This is a genomic window from Photorhabdus africana (assembly GCF_035181445.1).
Lineage (GTDB): Bacteria > Pseudomonadota > Gammaproteobacteria > Enterobacterales > Enterobacteriaceae > Photorhabdus > Photorhabdus laumondii.
Window position 1 is genome coordinate 80,759 of record NZ_JAXBVE010000010.1, and the last position, 21,361, is coordinate 102,119.

The window sequence follows — 21,361 nt, forward strand, 5'->3', positions numbered from 1 at the left end:
GCATTAAATAGTTGTAACTTGCTGAACATGGTTGTGCATCACATAGCCGATAATTATTACATGTAATAATAGCTAATGTCCCACGAATTTATGCTATCAGTATGAATGAATGCAAGTTTAAGGATAGGGTGCCATAAGTTTTTATCAACATAGCGGGTAGTCCAGTTAAAATTGCGATTTGCACTGGTAATACTACTTAGTTATTTTTTTACACATTCGTTATCTATCATCGATAATATTTTCAATTTGTTATCAAAATATTTGTTGATAGATTTTACTGATGGCAGTAATAAAGTTAATTTAATCGCTAAATTGACTGTAACAAGCAATAATCATCATTAATCTTAGGCTTTAGGAAGGGAACATTATGCGTATTGGTGTACCGAAGGAGCGACTTGCCAATGAAGCACGTGTTGCAGCCACACCGAACACGGTGGAACACCTGCTGAAATTGGGATTTAATGTCGTTGTTGAGAGTGGAGCAGGGCATTTAGCCAGCTTTGAGGATAGTGCTTACCAACAAGTAGGTGCTGAAATTACTGATCGTCATAATATTTGGCGTTCAGATATTATTTTAAAGGTGAATGCTCCTGAGGATGACGAAATTGCATTAATGAAAGAAGGGAGTACGTTGGTGAGTTTTGTCTGGCCAGCGCAAAACCCTGAGTTATTGCAGAAGTTATCAGACCGCAAAGTCACGGTGTTGGCAATGGATTCAGTGCCGCGTATTTCCAGAGCACAGTCGCTGGATGCGTTAAGTTCTATGGCAAATATTGCCGGTTATCGTGCAATAGTCGAGGCCGCTCACGAATTTGGTCGTTTCTTTACGGGTCAGATTACTGCGGCAGGAAAAGTCCCGCCAGCCAAGGTGATGATTATTGGTGCCGGTGTTGCTGGTTTAGCTGCTGTGGGTGCTGCGGGCAGCTTGGGCGCGGTTGTTCGTGCATTTGATACTCGTCCTGAAGTTAAAGAACAAGTTCAGAGCATGGGGGCGGAATTTCTTGAGCTGAATTTTGAAGAAGAGGCCGGTAGTGGTGACGGATATGCAAAAGTCATGTCCGAAGCCTTCATTAAAGCAGAGATGGCGCTTTTTGCTGAACAGGCAAAAGAAGTTGACATCATTGTGACAACAGCGTTAATTCCGGGAAAACCAGCTCCACGTCTTATCACCAAAGAGATGGTTGAATCCATGAAACCGGGTAGCGTGATTGTTGATCTGGCCGCTCAGACCGGAGGAAACTGTGAATTAACGCAAGCAGATAAATTGGTTATTACTGCAAATGGTGTGAAAATTATTGGTTACACCGATTTGCCAAGTCGCTTGCCGACACAATCTTCACAACTCTACGGCACTAATTTGGTTAATTTGCTGAAATTACTGTGTAAAGAGAAAAATGGCGAAATCAATATTGATTTTGACGATGTGGTTATTCGTGGCGTGACAGTTGTCAAAGAGGGCGAAATGACCTGGCCGGCACCACCCATTCAAGTTTCGGCCCAGCCGCAGGCAAAACCGGCATCAATTAAAGCAGAAAAGCCAGCGGCGAAACCCGTTTCACCTTGGTTGAAATATGGTTTATTGGCATTGGCGGTTATCTTGTTCGGTTGGTTAGCCAATGTTGCGCCAAAAGAGTTCTTATCTCACTTTACTGTTTTCGCGCTGGCTTGTGTGGTGGGTTATTACGTGGTCTGGAATGTCAGCCATGCGTTGCATACACCGTTAATGTCGGTCACTAATGCCATTTCGGGGATTATTGTCGTTGGGGCGTTATTACAAATTGGTGATGGTGGATGGGTAAGTTTCTTCTCATTTATTGCTGTTCTTATTGCCAGCATTAATATCTTCGGTGGCTTCACTGTCACTCAACGTATGCTGAAAATGTTTCGTAAGGACTAAGGGGTAACTAATGTCGAGTGGAGTCGTTACAGCAGCTTATATTGTTGCCGCCATTTTATTTATTTTCAGCCTGGCAGGTTTATCTCGTCATGAAAGTTCTAAACGCGGAAATATTTTTGGTATCACCGGAATGGCAATCGCATTGATTGCAACTATTTTCGGGCCTGATACCGGAAGTGTTGTCTGGGTTATTCTGGCGATGGTGATCGGTGCGGTGATTGGTATTCGTCTGGCAAATAAAGTTGAAATGACTGAAATGCCGGAGCTGGTTGCTATTCTGCACAGTTTTGTTGGTTTGGCCGCCGTGCTGGTCGGTTTTAATAGCTTTATTGCTCACGATAGCTTTGCAGAACCCGTGATGGAGAATATCCATCTAACAGAAGTCTTCTTGGGGGTTTTCATTGGTGCGGTTACTTTCACCGGTTCTGTTGTGGCATTTGGGAAGTTATGTGGAAAAATTTCTTCCAAGCCGCTGATGTTGCCAAATCGTCATAAACTAAACCTTGCCGCGCTAGTTATCTCGTTTGTGTTGTTAATTACTTTTGTAAAAACAGAAAGTATTGGTCTGCAAGTGTTCACGTTGTTGCTTATGACAGCAATTGCATTGGTATTTGGTTGGCATTTGGTTGCTTCCATCGGTGGTGCGGATATGCCAGTGGTGGTTTCAATGCTGAACTCTTATTCGGGTTGGGCCGCAGCAGCAGCGGGTTTCATGTTGAGCAATGATTTGTTGATTGTAACGGGTGCACTGGTTGGTTCTTCGGGGGCGATTCTCTCTTACATCATGTGTAAGGCCATGAACCGCTCTTTTATCAGTGTGATTGCCGGCGGGTTTGGTACGGATGGTTCTTCAACCGGTGATGATCAGGAGATGGGTGAGTACCGTGAAACCACAGCGGAAGACGTTGCTGAACTGTTGAAAAACTCAACTTCTGTTATCATCACGCCGGGGTACGGTATGGCTGTTGCACAGGCGCAGTATCCGGTACATGACATCACGGCCAAACTGCGTGAGAAGGGAGTTAACGTCCGCTTTGGTATTCATCCCGTTGCGGGGCGTCTGCCTGGGCATATGAACGTGCTGTTGGCAGAAGCAAAAGTGCCTTACGACGTTGTTCTGGAAATGGATGAAATCAATGATGATTTCTCTGATACCGATACCGTACTGGTTATTGGTGCCAACGACACCGTTAACCCAGCGGCACAGGAAGATCCCAACAGTCCAATTGCGGGAATGCCCGTTCTGGAAGTCTGGAAAGCACAAAATGTTGTTGTGTTCAAACGCTCTATGAATACAGGTTACGCTGGTGTGCAAAATCCACTATTCTTTAAAGACAATAGCCAAATGTTGTTCGGTGATGCGAAGGCGAGCGTAGAGGCAATCCTGCGTGCACTGTGATTTTCTATTGTTTTAACTTACAGCTATGATGGATTTACTGTCTCTTAGTCAGATTTCTTGATTAAGAGACAGAAATTACATTCGTTGTTTTACTTTATTTGCGATTCACTAGTTATTAATGCTTAAGTTAGTGCTTATAGTTGATTTCTCGCTGGTGACGGATAGCCAAAATGTAACGCGTATTACTTCCGGGAAGTTCTCTGTATAACAATATATAGCCTGTACCACCAAAAGGGATAATTAACTCAAAGAGTGGATAAATTTCTGTTGGCCGTCCAGATAAGACGTTAGATTCCAGTGCTTGGATGTGTTTGCTAATGATACTAAGTGCCGACTTCGCAGCAACTGTATCGCGTTGATATAAGAAATCAATAAGACGATTTATATCCCTTGTTGCTGCGGGAGTGACTATTACAGATGGCATTCAGGTGGCTCCTTATCCTCGCCACGTACAATCGCATCCAGCCAATTACAAAGTTCACTGCCAGTTAAATGTAAACCGGTGGCTTCATATTCTAACCAAGCGTTTTCGGCATCACGTAAAAATTGTTGTCTGGCCTCCAAAGTATCAATTTCACTTTCGATTGAACGTACCATAAGCGAATGGGCAGAAATGCCTTGCGTGTCAGCCAACGCTTTAATGCGTGTTTTTAACCCTTCATCTAAGCGAAGGGTTATTGTCTGTTTCGTTTGTTTATGCATAACCTTTCTCACAATGATATCACTAGTAACACAAATGCTATCATTAGATAGCGAGCATAACAACATTTCAGGATGTAATACATCGCACGGTTATGTGAAGAGTTCTGCGTTTGTTATTTAATTTCCAGCGTATCGTACCCCCGCCAGCGGTAATTCATCACAGATAATGTCCAGAACAGAATAAAAATCCCGACAACCCAAAAACCGACATTGCCCATGTTGTCGTTTAATGCCCCGATAGTGTTCCAGAAAACGCCATGTAAATCCCACTGCTCAGCAATAAGCCCAAGCGCTTCCAATCCACCAATGAACAGTGCTACGGCAACGGAAGCTCCAGTAATGGTCATGTTGTAGTAGAGTTTGCGTGTCGGTTGGGAAAACGCCCAACCATAGGCTCCCACCATCACAAAATTATCCAATGAGTCGATGAGTGCCATGCCGCTGGTAAATAGCGCCGGGAATACCATCAACGACCACAGAGGAAGTCCACTGAGAGAACCGGCGGCAGATATACTTAATAGCCCAACTTCGGTAGCGGTGTCAAAACCCAAGCCAAACAGAAAACCGACCAAATACATATGCCAGCTTTTGCTTACCAGCCGGAAGACTGAGTGAAACAAGCGTGTCATGATCCCGCCCGGCGTCGTTTCCAGTTCAGTCAAATCACTTTTAGCCAAATTTCTGCCACGTTTGATCGCCTGAAACTTCTGATAGACGCTTTTCAATATCAGCAAATTAATCAGGGCTATCGCTAACAGAAAACAGGCAGAAACTAAGGTACCAACAATGCCGCCATAGTCATGAACCCAGCCCATTTGATCTTTAAACGCCATAGAGGTTAGAACAATGGCGAAGCAAGCCAGAATAACAATGGTAGAGTGCCCAAGAGAAAAGAAAGCGCCGACAGCAATGGGTGATTTACCCTGTTGCATCAATTTACGGGTGACGTTATCAATTGCGGCAATATGATCAGCATCGACTGCATGGCGCAGTCCATAACCGTAAGCCAACAGGGCTGCTCCCATCATAACCGCATGATGACGGAAAGCGATAAATGCCCAAACCCAAGCCAATACATTGGCGGCAATCAAAACAACCAGAAGAGATACAGCACGTTTTTTATCCGTTGAATTATTCATATATGGAATACCTGTAAATCTGTAAATGTAAAACCCGCCTTACGGGTGATTGCTAGAAGTCAAAAAAAACAGTAAGTATTTTCTGACTTCATGACCTATAATTTTTTCACTAATAAGAATACTCATCAGCTTGTAATATTACTTTGGATAAACTTAAATAAGAGGTAAGAGGACTAACCTGTATTGAAAAGAATAATCTTAATTGACATATTATGCTCTTTGTGTCAAAGATTTTTTACTAAAAGATTATCTAAATCAATATTCGGATAGGGACAGCAACCAGTGTGGCTGTATGGAATAACCAATAATTAGGGGGCTTTATGCAATTAACACCAAGGGAAATTGAAAAACTCATGGTATATACACTGGCTGATGTCGCATTAAAGCGTAAGTCTCGCGGTTTAAAACTCAATTATCCTGAAGCCGTTGCGATTATTACTGCGGCTGCATTGGAAGGTGCCAGAGAGGGGAAAACATTGGAAGAAGTGATGGATGATTCCAGGCATGTTCTGACTAAAGAGGATGTGATGGATGGCGTCGCTGATCTTATTCCGCATGTACAGGTTGAAGCAATATTTACTGATGGTAGTCGTTTGGTCACTGTGCATGATCCCATTCAATAATTGCTGAAACAAATTGTAAATAGCAGGAAAAATTATCTAGACAAAATATTAACTTATGTCTTGACTCACGTCTTAACGTGGAGATTTTCCGATGGAAAAAAATAATAAAGAAGATATTACTCCGTTGGGGGGGTATATTCTGGCTAAAGACCCGATCTCCTTTAATGAAGATCGTCCGGTTATTCAATTAAAAATTCGTAATTCAGGTGATCGTCCTATTCAGGTGGGATCTCATTTCCATTTTTTTGAAGTAAATAAAGCTTTGCAATTTAATCGTGCGGCTGCGTTTGGTAAACGACTTAATATCACCGCAACAACTGCTATCCGTTTTGAACCCGGTGATGAAATCGAGGTGTCATTAATCCCGATAGGGGGGAAACAAAACGTTTATGGATTTGATAATTTAGTTGATGGTTGGGCGGGTAAAAGTCAGGTTGCTATTGATGAGCCTGTGGAAAAAACTTGGTTACATGCCGGGTAGTAGAATCGAGTTATTATCGAATAAATTCGAGGTAGAGTTAACGAACGTCGGAAAATCTTTCGAACAAAGGAATAAACTATGCCAACCATTTCCCGACAGGAATATGTAGGTCTTTTTGGTCCAACGATTGGCGATAAGATCCGCTTGGGTGATACCAATCTATTTATTGAAATTGAGAAAGATCTGCGTGGCTATGGTGATGAATCGGTCTATGGCGGGGGCAAATCGCTGCGTGATGGTATGGGTGCGGATAACCGTATGACCAGCGAAAACGTCTTGGATTTGGTGATTACCAGCGTCACGATTTTGGATGCCCGGCAAGGCGTTATTAAAGCGGATGTCGGTATAAAAGGGGGACGCATTGTCGGGATAGGTAAAAGTGGTAATCCTAACATGATGAATGGTGTTACCCCCGGTATGGTGGTTGGTGTGAGTACTGATGCGATATCTGGTGAACATCTCATCCTCACGGCAGCTGGCATTGATACCCATATTCATTTTATTTCTCCTCAACAGGCTGAACATGCTTTATCCAATGGTGTGACGACTTTCTTCGGCGGTGGTGTTGGTCCCACTGATGGCACAAACGGTACCACTGTCACCGCCGGTCCGTGGCATATCCACCGCATGTTGCGTGCTTTTGAAAGTTTACCGGTTAACGTAGGTATTTTGGGAAAGGGCCATGCCGCGGTGGCTATGCCGCTAGTTGAGCAGATCAAAGCGGGCGTTGCCGGGTTGAAAGTGCATGAGGACTGGGGCGCAACTAACTCCGCGTTGCGTAATGCCTTACGTGTAGCGGATGACATGGATATCCAAGTCGCAGTGCATACCGATAGCCTGAATGAAGGCGGTTATGTTGAGGATACCATTGATGCTTTTGAAGGTCGCACCATTCATACGTTCCACACCGAAGGCGCTGGTGGCGGACATGCACCGGATATCATTAAAGTTGCCAGCCAGATGAATGTGTTGCCCAGCTCGACTAATCCCACACTGCCTTACGGTATCAATAGTCAGGCAGAACTATTTGATATGATTATGGTTTGCCATAACCTTAATCCCAAAGTGCCGGCTGATGTTGCATTTTCGGAAAGCCGTGTACGTCCAGAGACCATTGCTGCGGAGAATGTTTTGCACGATATGGGCGTACTGTCGATGTTTTCCAGTGATTCTCAGGCAATGGGACGAGTGGGAGAAAACTGGCTGCGTGTGATGCAAACTGCTCATGCCATGAAAGCGGCGCGTGGCAAGTTGCCGGAGGACGCAGCACATAACGACAACTTCCGTGTATTACGTTATGTCGCCAAAATTACGATTAACCCGGCGATTGCGCAGGGAATAAGTCATGTGCTCGGTTCAATTGAAGTGGGAAAAATGGCTGATCTGGTGCTGTGGGAGCCACGTTTTTTTGGCGCAAAACCTAAGTTGGTGATTAAAGGCGGGATGATTAATTGGGCGGTGATGGGGGATCCAAATGCTTCACTGCCGACACCACAACCGACATTTTATCGTCCGATGTTTGGCGCATTGGGCAAAACCCTACAGGAAACCTGTGTCACTTTTGTATCCCAGGCGGCAATGGAACTGGGGGTAAAAGAGAGCCTTGGTTTGGAGCGCCAAGTTATGGCGGTGCGCAACTGCCGGGCTATCTCTAAGAAAGATATGGTGCGTAATGCTGAAACGCCCACGATTGAAGTGGATGCAGAAACCTTTGCCGTCAGGGTGAATGGTGAATATGCCACAGTAAAACCGGTCAGGACAGTCGCGCTCAATCAGCGCTATTTCTTTAGTTAACCTATTTTTTTGTTGCCGGTCAGAGAATATTTTTCTGGCCGGATTAACCGATCCACGCGTTCAGAGGATTATCTTATGATTGTTATTGAACAGATTCTTGGTAATGCCAAAAAGGATGTTTTCTGGCGAGATCGCTTGCAAGGGATCTCGCCGGATATCTTGGTGCTTTCGCAATGGGAAGCGCAAAAAAGCCGTTGTCGTAAATCCACCCTTAACGGGTTGGATTTGGGTATTTCCCTTGACCGTCATCAGATATTGTCTGATGGCGACGTTTTATTGTGGGACGAAGCTAAAGGACTGGCGGTTATTGTTCAAATGAGCTTGCGTGATGTGATGGTTATTCACCTGAAATCATTGCTGTCATTAGATTTAGAGACGGTAATGAAAACGAGCTTTGAACTTGGTCATGCTTTAGGTAACCAGCATTGGAAGTCAGTGATTAAACATAACCAGATTTATATTCCGCTGACAGTATCAACTAAGGTCATGGATTCAGTCATGAAAACCCACGGTTTTCATGCATTGCCTTACTCCTTTGTTAAAGGTGAAGAGATATTGTCTTCTCTTAACAACTCAGAGGCTCGCTTGTTATTCGGTGGTGCAGAGGATTCCGCGACACACGTTCATGTCGATAATACATTTCTGAACCAGCATGTGATCAAACTAAAATGAATGCTCTCCGCTTAATCAGAATCATGCAGTTTGCGGATTCAGTACTGCCTGTTGGCGCATTTTCTTTCTCAAACGGTTTAGAATCGGCCATTCAGAGCAAAATCGTATATGACGTGGCAACATTAAGCGACTTTACGCGTACCGCGTTGTTACAGGCGGTGAGTAGTGATGGCCGCGCGGTAATGGCTGCGTGTCAGGCGCTGAATAGTGGGCAGCATGATGCGGCTATCTCCCATGATTGGGCAGTATTTAACCGAAAATTAAATGAAGAAAGTCGCACTATGGTCACGCGGATGGGGAAAAAGTTAGCGGAAATGGCAGTTGAAGTCACTGGTGAGTCATTAATTGCATGGTGGTTAGCACAAATAAAGAGCAATATTGCCGCCGGTACCTATCCGATTACTTTGGCGGTCGTCATGAGTGCATTGGGTGCTGTTCCACGTGAAGTGATCGTCATGCATCAATATGGCGTTGCAATGACGATACTTAGTGCGGCTATACGTCTGATGCGTGTTACCCATATTGAAATTCAACGTATCTTATTCTCATTGAATCAAGATATTGAACTGTTTTGTGATGAGGCGGAAAAGGGAGGGATTGAACAGATGACATCTTATGCACCGATGACCGATGTTCTGGCAGCACTGCACGTTAGTGCGTTTACCCGGCTGTTCAGTAACTAACTTGATCCTGATATCGCTTTTAACCCCTCTTAATCGTATGAGGAAATCCTTGTGAAAAAAATTACCCGAATTGGTATTGGCGGTCCGGTGGGTTCAGGCAAGACTGCCGTTATTGAAGTGATCACCCCTATCTTGATTCAGCGCGGAATAAAACCTCTGATTATCACCAATGATATTGTTACCACTGAGGATGCTAAACAGGTTAAACGTACCTTGAAAGGCATTTTGGATGAAGAAAAGATACTTGGTGTGGAAACCGGCGCTTGCCCTCATACCGCGGTGCGCGAAGATCCCAGTATGAATATTGCTGCGGTAGAGGAGATGGAAGCGCGTTTTCCTGACAGTGACGTTGTGTTGATTGAAAGTGGTGGTGATAATCTGACACTCACTTTTAGTCCAGCGTTGGCGGATTTTTATATTTATGTGATTGATGTCGCTGAAGGGGAGAAAATTCCGCGTAAGAACGGTCCGGGTTTGGTACAGGCCGATATTCTGGTGATCAACAAAATTGATTTAGCGCCTTATGTTGGCGCCAGTCTGGCGGTGATGGAGCATGACACTCAAGTTGTGCGTGGTCAGCGTCCTTATATCCTGACCAATTGCAAAACTGGTGAGGGTGTTGAAACGTTGGTAAATATGATCATGCGTGATTTCCTGTTTACCCATTCATTACAGGCGACACAATGACTTCCACCAGCTTGCCCCAAAATATTGGAGAAGCGTGTCAACAGGCAAATAATCTTGGTGTCAATGCGCCGGAACTTGCACGATTTCAGGATGAACCACCCCAGATGGCAAGCGGTGATGTCGGTAAAAGTGGCTATCTACGGTTGGGATTTGCCCGGCGTGGTGATCGCAGCATTTTGGCGCAAATGAAACGTCGGGTTCCTTATTTGGTACAGCGGGCGCTGTATTGGGATGAGGCACTACCGCAGATGCCGTGCGTATTCATGATCTCCACATCGGGATGTATCTTGCAAGGGGATAGATTGGCGCTGGACATTCATGTCGCTCCAGAGGCGTTTGGTCATGTCACTACCCAATCGGCGACTAAGATTCATTCGATGGAGAATAACTACGCGGCGCAAGTACAAACTATCCAGATAGAGCAGGGAGGCTATCTGGAAATGATGCCCGATCCGGTAATACCTCACAGCGGCTCTCGGTTTATCACCGATACTCAAATAACCATTCATCCGACCGCCACCCTGATTTATTCTGAAATTATTATGTCCGGTCGCAAATACCACTCTGCTGATCAGGGGTTTAAATTTGAGGTTTACTCATCACGTATTACGGCAACTGATTTTGATGGCAAGATATTGTTTACCGAGCGTTATGTACTGGAGCCAAAAAAGCAGCCATTGAACAGCGTGGGGGTGATGGGGCCGTTTCATGTATTTGGCAATGTGATCTTGCTGACACCTCAGGTTCACCACGATCGTATTCTGGCGCGCATGGCTCCTCAGTACGATGCTGAAACGGGTATAGCGAGTGGTACCAGTCGTTTACCCCATCAGTGTGGTCTAATCTTTAAGGTATTGGGAAAAGAAACTTATCAAGTTAAAGCGGGTATTCGTCTTTTCTGGCGTATAGCTCGTGAGGAGATCCTTGGTGTTACACTGCCTGAGCCGTTTATCTGGCGATAAAACCTGGGACGAAAATCTGTTTCGGGTTTTATCGCCAAATGGGTGATTATCATGCTATTACTATCACTCTTTAGCGGCTTTAATTGGGCATTCAAAACCATCAGGTTTGATTGTCAGAATGTCACATTTAAGCTGGTCGATTACATGTTCTGCGGTATTTCCTAGAAAAGCAGCGGATAGCCCAGTTCTGCCGAGGATACCAAGAACAATAATGCCCGCATTCATCTCATCACACATTTTGGGAATAACACTTTCCGGCAGTCCTTCATGGATATGAGTATATTTTTCATCAATGCAGAATTTTTGGCGTAATTCTTTCATGGCAATAAGGTGTTGACCACGTAGAGCATGGTTATAGACACTTGGGTCGAAATCGGGTAGCTCAATAGCGATATTCAGTGGTGCAACAGGATAAGCGCTGACCAAATGAATTTCCGGGTTTTTCATGACTTGATTTGCCAGTTCCTGAGTTTCCTTAACCAGTTTCAGGTTCAGTTCATGATGATATGACTCTTCATTAGACAAATTGACTGCGACTACAACGGAGCCTTGGTCCGGCCATATCTGATCTTTTACCATCCATACTGGACATGGGCATTTGCGGAGTAACTGCCAGTCAAGTGGGGTAAAAATCAAGGAGCCTAGCTTGTCATGTTTATGCGTCATTTTCAGAAGTAAATCATGATTACCTGTAATGACCTCTTGGATAATCGCTTCATAAGGTCGATTATGCCATACCACTTTTATTTCAATATCAATACCGGCTTCCAGATAGTAGTACGCTTGTTGTTTAAGCCAGTCAGTGCGTTGGCTGGTAACGCCTTTACGCATAGCACTACCTTCTTCTGGGGAGAGTAAGGTCGTCATCTCATAAGAAAGATCATAAATGGGCAAGAAAGCTTTAATCCGGCCACCGTTACGTTGCACTATATAAACTGCACGTCTTAATGCCGGTTGATCATCCTGACTTGGGTCAATTGCAACTAAAAGGTTCTGATAGTTTGCCATAATAGTATCCTCACAGAGGCTAGACAAAACACGCTTCAATACTCACGCTTCAATACTAAAGATAAACCAATATAAGCAAACCGAACAGGTCAGAGGAGAACCAGATCAACAAAATAAGGTGATCTGGTTTTAAGATTAGGTAATTGAAACAGATTTTTTTCCGACTAACTCAGACAACTTATCCATATTTTCAATCGTGATGTATTTACCTTTTACCCCGAGAGTTTGGTTTTTCTGGAAACGCCCAAGCAGACGACTAATCGTTTCAACCGTTAAACCCAGGTAATTACCGATATCACTGCGGGTCATGGTTAAACGGAATTCTTTTGGTGAGAAACCCCGCTGAGCGAAACGACGAGAGAGATTATAAATAAATGCGGCTAACCGTTCTTCAGCGTTTTTCTTAGATAACAACAGTATCATTTCTTGGTCGCCTTTAATTTCTCCGCTCATCAAGCGCATCATTTGCTGGCGGAGATTAGGCATTTTGCCGGACAGATCATCAAGTGTTTCAAACGGAATTTCACAGACCATTGATGTTTCCAGAGCCTGAGCAAAACTTGGATGCTGAGTATTGAGAATAGCATCAAAACCGACTAAATCCCCTGCGAGGTGGAAACCTGTAATTTGCTCATCACCTTCTTCGGTGATGGTGTAGCTTTTAATGGTGCCAGAACGGATGGCATAAAGAGATTTCAACTCATCGCCTGCTTTAAATAACGTTTGCCCTTTCTGGATAGGTTTCTTACGCTCAATGATATTATCAAGCTGGTCAAGCTCGTGCTCATTTAAGGTAAAAGGAATACACAGTTGGCTAATGCTACAATCCTGGCAGTGGATCGCACAACCACCAGACTGGATTCGACGAATAACACGTTTTTCCTGGATCATATGGCATGCTCATTTGAAATATTCATATCCTTCAACTTTAGCATTTCTTGATGATTCTGGTAAGAGTTATAATAGTTTTCTGCAATTTATTCGGCAAAATGTATTATCGTATATATTAACTATAAGAAATTGTTACATTATGTAGAGTTAATGTTCTGTCATTGCAGCCAACAAAGAGGCAATTTGAAAGATAACGGATATATTTTTTATTTTTCTGACAAGTCAGATTAGGGTTCCATATAAAGGTTTATAGAGAAATAAGACAAGTCTGAAAATATGGCTTGAATTTAAGAACCTATTTTTTATTTTGTTGCTAAATACAACTATTTAAACAATAAAGCAGTAGTATATAAAATATTCTGTAGATTCGGCCTATTGCATTAAGAGAATGGATATGAGAGTTTATCTTTTAATCGATGTGTGATGATCTAAATAGGCACGTTAATTGTCACGGGTTTATTTGAGGCCAAGCACGGCTGAATAACGTTTATCTATAAATATGAGTTGGAGTTGTAATGGAGAATTATAAAAACGTGCATGTTTTGCCGAAAAGTCAATATTTGACTTCTTTGCATACAAAAGCACGTAATCGTAAAGCCGAACAATCGGAGTTTGTATTTTATTCCGATCGTATCATTCGTTTATTATTAGAGGCAGCATCTGAGTTGTTACCCTATACCTCTCATAATATTCAAACCCCAATTGGGGATATTTATAATGGAGCGATTTTAAATACTAAGCTTTGTGGTGTTTCGGTAATACGTGCGGGAGAAAGTATAGAGGGCGAGTATCGAAGAATGTACCCTGATTCCCCAACGGGAAAAATTCTTATTCAAAGGGATAAATTGACAAAACTTCCTCATTATTATTATTCGAACCTACCTGATGATATTGCGGAGAGAACTATTTTACTTTTTGAACCTATGTTGGCTACGGGAGGATCATTAGCTAAGGCTATAGATTTATTAAAAGAAAGAGAAGTACCTGAAGATAATATTATTGTTGTTAATTTTCTTTCTTCTCCTGTTGGTCTTAATAGAATCATGACATCATACCCGAAAATTAAACTGATTACCTCTTCAATAGAGAATGGGCTTAATAAAGATGCTTTTATGAATCCTGGCATAGGTGATTTTGGTGATCGATATTTTGGAACGTATAAACCATCGTGAATGCGATATAATAAAATTAGATTGAAAGGATGACATATGCCACATATTAATATAAAACATTTTCCTGCTAATCTCTTACAAGAAGATAAAGATATCTTATCTTTAGAATTGACGAAGGTAGTAAAAAAAGCGTTTGGTTGTAAAGAGGATGTTATTTCCATTTCATTAGAGCCGATCGAAAAGGCCAAATGGAATGAAGAGGTTTATTTTCCTGAAATTAAATTTAAAGAAGATTTGTTGATTAAGTCTCCTGGTTATTAAATTATTTTAGTCATTATTTTATAATTAATGATTTTTTAAAGGTATTTTTTAATGAATAAAATAATCATTTTCGATTTAGATGGTACATTGTTTGATACTTCGCGAGCAATAGTGGAAACATTCAATGCTGTTTTTAAGGCGTTAAACATTCCATTGGTAGGAAATGAAAACATCTGTACTACAATTGGTCTGCCTTTAGAGAAAGCATTTGCAACGCTCTTGAATATATCGCCTGAAGAGGCGTTAATCGCTAAAGCTGTTGAACAATATCAATTACAGTATCGTCGATGTATTCTGCCGAAAGCAAAGGAATTATTATTTCCTGGTGTTGAAGATGGATTAATCTCTTTAAATAAACAGGGAGTAAAATTATCTGTAGCGACCAGCAAATTTACCGCAAGTGCAACAGCATTACTTCAGGCTGCGGGTATAGCCGTTGTATTTGACGAGATAATTGGTGCTGATCACGTTTCAAAACCTAAACCTGATCCAGAATCAGGAAGGAAAATTTTGGAATATTACGGTGCTATGCCAGAGATGGCGGTTATGGTAGGTGATACAACTCACGATATTCATATGGCAAATGCCGTTGGTCTGCGATCAATCGCGGTGACATATGGTATACATAATGTCGATATGTTGGAAGAAGCTAAGCCAACCTGGATGGCTAACTGTTTTGATGACGTACTTCGTATTATTGAGGAAAATAGACTTAAATGATTAATACGATAAGAAATATCTTACTGGCAGTTATTGGTGGAAGTCTACTGACATTGATGATTTACACCAATAGTATACTGTCAGAAAGTACAACACCCTTTTTTGCATCATGGGTGGCTCATGGTATTGGCGCGATTGTTGCTTTGATATTGTTTATTATTGTATCTAAACTCTTTTCTAGGAAAGAAATAGATGAAAGTAAACATAAGAAATCGAATATTCCTATATGGTTTTATCTTGGTGGTATTCCTGGTGCATTTACCGTTGTGCTAGCGGCTATTGCTATTAATGGTGGACTACCATTATCCAGTACAATTTCATTAGGGTTAGTTGGGCAAATACTTTTTGGTCTGGTTGCGGATCATTTTGGGCTTTTAAGAACAAGAAAAAGAAAGATAGTGATACAAGATTTATATGTTATTTTCTTTGTTCTATTTGGCAGTATATTAATTTTGTTTGGGGGAAGTCACTCATGCTGAGTTTAATTTTTATTGCCTTTTTAAATGGCATATTTATTGCGGCGACAAGGACGATTAATGGGCAGTTAAGTGTCTCGATGGGTTCTTTTGGTGCTTCGCTTTGGAATCATATAGGTGGTTTTTTTCTCTTAACAGTGATATTGACACTTTTATCGAGCTGGCAATGGAATGAATGGAATTTTAGCGCTATCCCAACCGCGGCTTATATGGGGGGAGTGTTTGGCGCTTTGTTTGTAGCAGTCAGTAGCTATATTTTTCCTAAATTAGGGGCGATGAATGCCGCTGTCCTTGTGATTGCCGGGCAAATGTTATCAGCGGTACTGCTTGATTGGCTATATCAGGGTATGACGCCCGGGTTGGTAAAAATTGTTGGAGTACTGTTTGTGTTAACTGGAATTTATCTCACTAGAAAAACAACTGAGTTAAAATAAGAATATAAGTAACGGTAGGGTAAAAAATGATTAATAAACTACTTAATGATCGCTCATATCATATTGAATTTAACGGTCACCTGACTAATCACGTTAAACATGCTGTTATAGCACTGCATGGTTTAGGGATCAGTGCTGGCAGAATTAAAGACTATTATGATAATTATGCTAAATCGACGCCTTATGGTATGGGATTGGAACCCCCTAAAACATTAAAGCATGTGGTAGATAGTACGAACTGGAAACATTTCTTGGGTAAGCGAACAAGTTATTCTTCTTACTGTGATTATTTTGAAGAAGAAATTAAAAAGAAAGGGATTGAACAGGTATTGCAAGAATATATGCCAACGCTTTTGTCTGGGTGGGCTGGTGCATTAACTCACGGTACTATTCATTTAGGTTGGGCATTGGATATTGATCATCCTTGGATGATTATTGAAGGACTTGCTTACATGGCATTCTCGTATGTTCCTTGTCATTCAGAGTGCGCTTTTATTGATAATTCGCTAAACGATAAGAATGCTTTTGATTCTATATTGCGAATTTCAACACTGTGGGAGGAGAGAAAAGCAGAGTTGACCGATTGGGTGAATTCGTTGATTGATAATGAAAATCTGGCCGATACCGATTTAATACATCCTGAATTAAAAAGATCCGGTCTTCAATATCGTATTGCGCGTATCTTAATGCAAGGTCACCCAGAGATATATCGTTTGCCGGTTTGGATTGAGACGCAAAATGTAGAAGAAAGTTTGGCGCAATTATTTTATGTCGTAACATTGATTTATCTCGCTAAACCCGGTGATTTTTTGCTTCTTCATTTGATTAGCTCGTTGTTTGCAATGAAAAATATCGCTTCACGTTTACCAGCTGAGGAAAGTAAAAATATTATTAAATGTTACTGGGTTGGCATGTTGTGCATTCTGTTTTCAACAACTAATTTATCGAAGCCTGCCAAGTTTTCTGCGCTTAATCAGGCTTATTCATTCAGGCAAGATGAAATGACTTATCCTGTCTGGGAACAGGAGTGGTCGCATATTATTGCCAGGGCATTAGAGGAAGAGGAAGAACATAACCCGAAGCTGGTTTATGTGATGAATAAATTGTGGAAAGAACATGGTTTAACTATTTATAGGGCAGCAGCAAGTCAATTTACAAATACGCCTTTGCTTCCTCCTTCTTTCGAAGAAGCACCAATTGAATAATATTGAAATATTTAAATAACAATGAATTAATTGATAATTCCATATCATGATGAGATGCATTTTGATAGATGAATTTTATCACGAAACTACAAAAAAATACTCCAGCATTACCGTGGAGAATAATAACCGTTTTATTTGCGGAGAGCATTGAATAATCACAATTTAAATTTTTTAATTGAGCAAAAAGACACTTATAATTTCGTAGATAAAATGTCATTTTTAACTACGGAGATATTCATTTTATTATTATATAAAGTTATTAAAAATGTTAGAAAATAATATTACAAAATGTGACTCAATCACGGATGTTTATCTTAAAGAAGAAGCAATAACATTGATGGATATGCTTGAGAATCAACTTAAGCACCAGGCAGATGGATATGTTGTTATTGATAAAGAAGAATCTCTCAGTTACGCTGATTTCTATTTAAGGGTGAAAGAGATTGGATATTGTCTGTCAGAAATTAGCGCAAAAAATTCGGTGGGTATTGGGCTTTTTTGTGATCCTTCTATCGATTTAATTTGTGGTGCATGGGGTATTTTATCGGCGGATAAAGCCTATTTGCCGTTATCGCCTGACTATCCAGTTGAACGCCTCAAATATATGATAGAAGATTCTGGTATTGATGTGATTTTCACGCAATCGCATTTAAAAGCACAGCTACAGGATATTGTACCAAAATCAGTATTAATTATGACACCAGAAGATGTCGCTCTGACGATAAAAACACGAACAACAGAAGATATTCTGGGCACAGTTCAAGTTCCTAAACCCACTAGTCTAGCTTATATTATTTATACCTCTGGTAGCACGGGTAAGCCAAAGGGAGTCATGATTGAACATCACAGTATTGTAAATCAAATGAGATTTCTTGCAAAAGCGTTCGGGTTAGGATGTCACTCCCGGATTTTACAGAAAACACCAATGAGTTTTGATGCGGCTCAATGGGAAATTCTAGCGCCTGCAATCGGTGGTCAAGTGATTATGGGTCCTTTAGGATGCTATCGCGATCCGGATGCAATTATTAAAACTATTCTTCAGCATCAAGTGACGACTTTGCAATGTGTTCCTACTTTGCTACAAGCGTTACTGGATAATCCTAATTTTTTGGATTGCTTATCACTGACTCAAGTATTCAGTGGGGGAGAAGCGCTGACAACCAAATTAGCCACGCAATTTTTGAATAGTTTTACTCACTGTGAATTAATCAATTTATATGGCCCAACAGAATGTACGATTAATTCATCATTTTTCCGGGTGACAAATGAGACTTTGCCGAATTATCAAACCTCTATTTCAATTGGCACACCTGTAGATAATACCGAATACTACGTTCTTGATGATGATAGATTACCTGTGGCGGTTGGAGAAATTGGCGAGCTTTATATTTCAGGTGCTCAGTTAGCACGTGGTTATTTGCATAAACCAGAAATGACCAAAGATAAATTTATTTGTAATCACCTTGTATCAGGAACTCAACATCAGTGGTTATATCGAACGGGCGATCTGGTAACCAGAGGGGCTGATGGTAATACTTATTTTGTTGGTCGGGTTGATAGCCAGGTCAAATTACGAGGTTACCGTATTGAGCTTGATGAAATACGTCATGCGATTGAAGAACATAGCTGGATAAAGACGGCGGCAATGTTAATTAAGAAGGATGCCAGAACGGGTTTCCAAAATCTCATCGCGTGTGTGGAATTAGATGAGAAAGAAGCCGCATTGATGGATCAAGGTAATAGTAGCTCACATCACAAATCAAAAGCCGATAAACTACAGGTAAAAGCCCAACTTTCTAATTCTGGTTGTCGAAGTGAAGAGTTATGTGAAAATCGTCCTACATTCTTACTTCCTTATCAAGAAGGAGAGATAAAACAGAGAGAATATGCATTTGGGCGCAAGACATATCGCTATTTTGAGGGAACAGAAATAACGGTAGAGAAATTAAAAAAATTGCTGACAGCCACTCAATCGAATGAAATTAGCTCTTTGCCACTGAGTCATTTAACCCTCAAAGATTTCGGTTATGCGTTGCGTTATTTTGGTCAGTTTACCAGTCATCAACGTTTATTGCCCAAATATGCTTATGCTTCACCGGGTGCTCTCTATGCGACACAAATGTATTTTGAATTGCATAATGTTCTCGGTTTGGAGGCGGGGATTTACTATTATCATCCAGTGACACATCAGTTAATAAAAATTTCAACATTGAGTCGTCGGCAAATGCCAACGATAAAAGTGCATTTTATTGGCAAGCATGAAGCCATTGAGCCCGTTTATAAGAACAATATACAAGAAGTTCTGGAAATGGAAGCGGGCCATATTATGGGTCTTTTTGACGACGTATTACCAGAAATTGGCTTGAGTATTGGTAAAAGTGAATATCAAGATGAATGTCCAGATTGGTATGATGGTGATATGCAGGATTATTATCTTGGTGCATTTGAGATATGTAGCTATGAACATGGATTGCCGCCATTTGAGACCGATATTTATTTACAAACACATGCCAATAAAATACCTGAGATGCCGTGTGGTTTATATCACTTTTCTAACGGAGAATTTGTACGAATAAGTGATGATATTGTCCGAAAAAAGGATGTTATCGCGATTAATCAGCAAGTTTATGATCGCTCCAGTTTTGGCGTGTCAATTATTCCACGCTGTGTCCCTGAATGGCACTATTATATAACACTGGGTCGTCGGTTACATGCGTTACAAAGTAATCCATTGTATATTGGATTAATGTCATCTGGTTACAGTTCGAAGAGCAATAACGATTTACCTTCGGCGAAAAGGATGCGATCTATTCTCAATGCACTTGATAGACCTATGGCGGCATTTTATTTCTGCATAGGTGGGGGTATTAGCCAGGAGCAATATCTGTGTGAAGGCATGAAAGAAGATGTTGTTCATATGAAAGGGCCAGTTGAGATCATTAAAGATGATCTTCAACAACAACTCCCTCAATATATGATTCCAAATAAGGTATTAGTTTTCGATAAATTACCCTTGACGGCCAATGGAAAAGTGGATTATCAATCTTTATCAGAATCTAAAGCCGTGGAGAATGTTTCAACACAGCGTCTATTGGTGCCATTACATACAGATACTGAAATAAGGCTTGGAAAAATTTGGATGGAAGTACTGAAATGGGATTCAGTATCTGCCCTCGATGATTTTTTCGAAAGTGGGGGTAATTCTTTGATGGCCGTTGCAATGGTTAATAAGATCAATGCGGCCTTTAATATTCGTTTTCCGTTACAGATACTTTTTCAATCTCCTAATATAGCAGAATTGGCTAAGTGGATTGAACAGACAGACTCTAAAACAATATCAAGATTAATTTTATTGAATCAGGCAAGCAAGGACCCCATTTACTGTTGGCCGGGTTTGGGCGGATATCCTATGAGTTTGAGATTGCTTGCTAATAAAGTTGTTCCTGGCCGGGCATTTTATGGAATACAGGCATATGGGATAAACGAGAGTGAAATACCGTTTTCTTCTATCCAGAGAATGGCAGAAGAAGATATTAAAGAGATAAAGAAAATACAGCCAGAAGGGCCGTATACATTGTGGGGATATTCATTTGGTGCCCGAGTAGCATTTGAAGTTGCATACCAGCTTGAACAAGCGGGAGAAGAAGTTAACGCGTTGAATTTATTGGCACCGGGGTCTCCTCATCTTCATATGGAGCAAGATAAATATATGGATAAAGGTGCTGAATTTACTAATCCGGCTTTTGTTAAAATACTTTTTTCTGTATTTTCTCGTTCAATCAATAGCCCGATGGTTAAAACTTGCTTAGAACAAGTAAATAGTGAAACGACATTTATTAACTTTATATGTAGTCGTTTTAAAAACTTGGAACCATCATTAGTAAAACGCATCGTTAGGATTGTGACTTTGACTTATGATTTCAAGTACAGTGTTGAGGAGCTTTATCACAGATCCCTAAAGGCACCTATAACTATTTTCAAGGCGAATAGAGATAATGATTCATTTATCGAAGGATCGGATGTGATTTCATCAATGTCGCCTAAAATAATTGAATTAATATCGGATCACTATCAACTGTTGGAAAGTGAAGGTGTTACTGAGATTGAAAAAATAATCTCATTTTAAAATTACCAGCGATATAGAAATATAATCTG

At 41.1% G+C, this 21,361-nt stretch carries 21 protein-coding genes; 16 read left to right on the forward strand and 5 right to left on the reverse strand.

The window, feature by feature from the left end; translation table 11 throughout:
• The first annotated feature begins 367 nt into the window (after window positions 1-367).
• On the forward strand, window positions 368-1,897 hold the full coding sequence (gene pntA / locus SLS51_RS08150; protein ID WP_323837201.1) for a Re/Si-specific NAD(P)(+) transhydrogenase subunit alpha: 1,530 nt from the start codon (window positions 368-370) through the stop codon (window positions 1,895-1,897).
• Window positions 1,898-1,907: 10 nt separating this feature from the next.
• The gene (pntB, locus tag SLS51_RS08155) at window positions 1,908-3,296 is read left to right on the forward strand and encodes a Re/Si-specific NAD(P)(+) transhydrogenase subunit beta (RefSeq protein ID WP_323837203.1); all 1,389 of its coding nucleotides are present in this window, start codon (window positions 1,908-1,910) and stop codon (window positions 3,294-3,296) included.
• A 127-nt stretch (window positions 3,297-3,423) separates the two neighbouring features.
• Here the strand turns inward: pntB and SLS51_RS08160 are convergent, their stop codons facing one another.
• The 3 genes from SLS51_RS08160 to SLS51_RS08170 form a co-directional block, all read right to left on the reverse strand.
• The gene (locus tag SLS51_RS08160; protein ID WP_011146423.1) at window positions 3,424-3,720 is read right to left on the reverse strand and encodes a type II toxin-antitoxin system RelE/ParE family toxin; all 297 of its coding nucleotides are present in this window, start codon (window positions 3,718-3,720) and stop codon (window positions 3,424-3,426) included.
• Window positions 3,708-3,998 carry a CopG family ribbon-helix-helix protein gene (locus tag SLS51_RS08165; RefSeq protein WP_036806311.1) on the reverse strand — a complete coding sequence of 97 codons (291 nt, stop codon included), beginning with the start codon at window positions 3,996-3,998 and terminating at the stop codon, window positions 3,708-3,710. The genes SLS51_RS08160 and SLS51_RS08165 overlap by 13 nt, the downstream gene beginning before the upstream one ends.
• A 113-nt stretch (window positions 3,999-4,111) precedes the next feature.
• Window positions 4,112-5,137 (reverse strand): HoxN/HupN/NixA family nickel/cobalt transporter, encoded by a 1,026-nt coding sequence (locus SLS51_RS08170; protein ID WP_323837210.1) that lies wholly within the window; start codon window positions 5,135-5,137, stop codon window positions 4,112-4,114.
• Between the two features lie 320 nt (window positions 5,138-5,457).
• Between SLS51_RS08170 and SLS51_RS08175 the strand changes: the two genes are divergently transcribed.
• The 7 genes from SLS51_RS08175 (at window position 5,458) to SLS51_RS08205 (ending at window position 11,039) form a co-directional block, all read left to right on the forward strand.
• Window positions 5,458-5,760 carry an urease subunit gamma gene (locus SLS51_RS08175; protein ID WP_011146425.1) on the forward strand — a complete coding sequence of 101 codons (303 nt, stop codon included), beginning with the start codon at window positions 5,458-5,460 and terminating at the stop codon, window positions 5,758-5,760.
• Between the two features lie 91 nt (window positions 5,761-5,851).
• Entirely contained in the window at window positions 5,852-6,241 is a 390-nt protein-coding gene (locus SLS51_RS08180) for an urease subunit beta (RefSeq protein WP_323837217.1), read from the forward strand.
• A gap of 78 nt (window positions 6,242-6,319) precedes the next feature.
• Entirely contained in the window at window positions 6,320-8,035 is a 1,716-nt protein-coding gene (locus SLS51_RS08185; protein WP_323837219.1) for an urease subunit alpha, read from the forward strand.
• 75 nt (window positions 8,036-8,110) lie between these two features.
• Complete coding sequence (locus tag SLS51_RS08190; RefSeq protein ID WP_323837221.1) at window positions 8,111-8,707, forward strand: urease accessory protein UreE; 597 nt, start codon at window positions 8,111-8,113, stop codon at window positions 8,705-8,707.
• Complete coding sequence (locus SLS51_RS08195; RefSeq protein WP_323837223.1) at window positions 8,704-9,390, forward strand: urease accessory protein UreF; 687 nt, start codon at window positions 8,704-8,706, stop codon at window positions 9,388-9,390. The genes SLS51_RS08190 and SLS51_RS08195 overlap by 4 nt, the downstream gene beginning before the upstream one ends.
• 51 nt (window positions 9,391-9,441) lie before the next feature.
• On the forward strand, window positions 9,442-10,077 hold the full coding sequence (gene ureG, locus SLS51_RS08200; protein WP_011146430.1) for an urease accessory protein UreG: 636 nt from the start codon (window positions 9,442-9,444) through the stop codon (window positions 10,075-10,077).
• Window positions 10,074-11,039: an urease accessory protein UreD gene (locus SLS51_RS08205; protein ID WP_323837226.1), complete on the forward strand. Its 966-nt coding sequence runs from the start codon at window positions 10,074-10,076 to the stop codon at window positions 11,037-11,039. Before ureG ends, SLS51_RS08205 begins: the two co-directional genes overlap by 4 nt.
• Window positions 11,040-11,102: 63 nt before the next feature.
• On the opposite strand, the gene uspE is transcribed toward SLS51_RS08205, so the two are convergent.
• A complete protein-coding gene (uspE, locus tag SLS51_RS08210) occupies window positions 11,103-12,047 on the reverse strand; it encodes a universal stress protein UspE (RefSeq protein ID WP_323837228.1) in 945 nt (314 codons plus the stop codon).
• Between the two features lie 135 nt (window positions 12,048-12,182).
• Window positions 12,183-12,938 carry a fumarate/nitrate reduction transcriptional regulator Fnr gene (fnr, locus tag SLS51_RS08215; protein WP_011146433.1) on the reverse strand — a complete coding sequence of 252 codons (756 nt, stop codon included), beginning with the start codon at window positions 12,936-12,938 and terminating at the stop codon, window positions 12,183-12,185.
• Between the two features lie 515 nt (window positions 12,939-13,453).
• On the opposite strand from fnr, the gene upp reads away from it, so the two are divergent.
• The 7 genes from upp (at window position 13,454) to SLS51_RS08250 (ending at window position 21,332) form a co-directional block, all read left to right on the forward strand.
• Window positions 13,454-14,110 carry a uracil phosphoribosyltransferase gene (upp, locus tag SLS51_RS08220; RefSeq protein ID WP_289992415.1) on the forward strand — a complete coding sequence of 219 codons (657 nt, stop codon included), beginning with the start codon at window positions 13,454-13,456 and terminating at the stop codon, window positions 14,108-14,110.
• A 36-nt stretch (window positions 14,111-14,146) separates the two neighbouring features.
• The gene (gene pptA / locus SLS51_RS08225) at window positions 14,147-14,371 is read left to right on the forward strand and encodes a tautomerase PptA (RefSeq protein WP_011146435.1); all 225 of its coding nucleotides are present in this window, start codon (window positions 14,147-14,149) and stop codon (window positions 14,369-14,371) included.
• A gap of 51 nt (window positions 14,372-14,422) precedes the next feature.
• The gene (locus tag SLS51_RS08230; RefSeq protein ID WP_323837233.1) at window positions 14,423-15,091 is read left to right on the forward strand and encodes an HAD family hydrolase; all 669 of its coding nucleotides are present in this window, start codon (window positions 14,423-14,425) and stop codon (window positions 15,089-15,091) included.
• Window positions 15,088-15,570 carry a DMT family transporter gene (locus SLS51_RS08235; RefSeq protein WP_323837235.1) on the forward strand — a complete coding sequence of 161 codons (483 nt, stop codon included), beginning with the start codon at window positions 15,088-15,090 and terminating at the stop codon, window positions 15,568-15,570. Before SLS51_RS08230 ends, SLS51_RS08235 begins: the two co-directional genes overlap by 4 nt.
• The gene (locus tag SLS51_RS08240) at window positions 15,564-16,001 is read left to right on the forward strand and encodes a DMT family transporter (protein ID WP_323837236.1); all 438 of its coding nucleotides are present in this window, start codon (window positions 15,564-15,566) and stop codon (window positions 15,999-16,001) included. Before SLS51_RS08235 ends, SLS51_RS08240 begins: the two co-directional genes overlap by 7 nt.
• Before the next feature lie 26 nt (window positions 16,002-16,027).
• Complete coding sequence (locus SLS51_RS08245; RefSeq protein WP_323837237.1) at window positions 16,028-17,206, forward strand: questin oxidase family protein; 1,179 nt, start codon at window positions 16,028-16,030, stop codon at window positions 17,204-17,206.
• 265 nt (window positions 17,207-17,471) lie between these two features.
• The gene (locus SLS51_RS08250) at window positions 17,472-21,332 is read left to right on the forward strand and encodes an amino acid adenylation domain-containing protein (protein WP_323837239.1); all 3,861 of its coding nucleotides are present in this window, start codon (window positions 17,472-17,474) and stop codon (window positions 21,330-21,332) included.
• Window positions 21,333-21,361: the final 29 nt, after the last annotated feature.

What these genes read in the sequence shown, in the direction of transcription:
- upp (WP_289992415.1), top strand. Translation starts at nt 13,454, where the DNA reads ATGGAGAATTATAAAAACGTGCATGTTTTGCCGAAAAGTCAATATTTG.
- SLS51_RS08185 (WP_323837219.1), top strand. Translation starts at nt 6,320, where the DNA reads ATGCCAACCATTTCCCGACAGGAATATGTAGGTCTTTTTGGTCCAACG.
- SLS51_RS08175 (WP_011146425.1), top strand. Translation starts at nt 5,458, where the DNA reads ATGCAATTAACACCAAGGGAAATTGAAAAACTCATGGTATATACACTG.
- SLS51_RS08190 (WP_323837221.1), top strand. Translation starts at nt 8,111, where the DNA reads ATGATTGTTATTGAACAGATTCTTGGTAATGCCAAAAAGGATGTTTTC.
- SLS51_RS08250 (WP_323837239.1), top strand. Translation starts at nt 17,472, where the DNA reads ATGTTAGAAAATAATATTACAAAATGTGACTCAATCACGGATGTTTAT.
- SLS51_RS08165 (WP_036806311.1), bottom strand. Translation starts at nt 3,998, where the DNA reads ATGCATAAACAAACGAAACAGACAATAACCCTTCGCTTAGATGAAGGG.
- SLS51_RS08230 (WP_323837233.1), top strand. Translation starts at nt 14,423, where the DNA reads ATGAATAAAATAATCATTTTCGATTTAGATGGTACATTGTTTGATACT.
- SLS51_RS08195 (WP_323837223.1), top strand. Translation starts at nt 8,704, where the DNA reads ATGAATGCTCTCCGCTTAATCAGAATCATGCAGTTTGCGGATTCAGTA.
- pntB (WP_323837203.1), top strand. Translation starts at nt 1,908, where the DNA reads ATGTCGAGTGGAGTCGTTACAGCAGCTTATATTGTTGCCGCCATTTTA.
- pntA (WP_323837201.1), top strand. Translation starts at nt 368, where the DNA reads ATGCGTATTGGTGTACCGAAGGAGCGACTTGCCAATGAAGCACGTGTT.
- SLS51_RS08205 (WP_323837226.1), top strand. Translation starts at nt 10,074, where the DNA reads ATGACTTCCACCAGCTTGCCCCAAAATATTGGAGAAGCGTGTCAACAG.
- SLS51_RS08160 (WP_011146423.1), bottom strand. Translation starts at nt 3,720, where the DNA reads ATGCCATCTGTAATAGTCACTCCCGCAGCAACAAGGGATATAAATCGT.
- uspE (WP_323837228.1), bottom strand. Translation starts at nt 12,047, where the DNA reads ATGGCAAACTATCAGAACCTTTTAGTTGCAATTGACCCAAGTCAGGAT.
- SLS51_RS08235 (WP_323837235.1), top strand. Translation starts at nt 15,088, where the DNA reads ATGATTAATACGATAAGAAATATCTTACTGGCAGTTATTGGTGGAAGT.
- SLS51_RS08240 (WP_323837236.1), top strand. Translation starts at nt 15,564, where the DNA reads ATGCTGAGTTTAATTTTTATTGCCTTTTTAAATGGCATATTTATTGCG.
- SLS51_RS08170 (WP_323837210.1), bottom strand. Translation starts at nt 5,137, where the DNA reads ATGAATAATTCAACGGATAAAAAACGTGCTGTATCTCTTCTGGTTGTT.
- pptA (WP_011146435.1), top strand. Translation starts at nt 14,147, where the DNA reads ATGCCACATATTAATATAAAACATTTTCCTGCTAATCTCTTACAAGAA.
- SLS51_RS08245 (WP_323837237.1), top strand. Translation starts at nt 16,028, where the DNA reads ATGATTAATAAACTACTTAATGATCGCTCATATCATATTGAATTTAAC.
- fnr (WP_011146433.1), bottom strand. Translation starts at nt 12,938, where the DNA reads ATGATCCAGGAAAAACGTGTTATTCGTCGAATCCAGTCTGGTGGTTGT.
- SLS51_RS08180 (WP_323837217.1), top strand. Translation starts at nt 5,852, where the DNA reads ATGGAAAAAAATAATAAAGAAGATATTACTCCGTTGGGGGGGTATATT.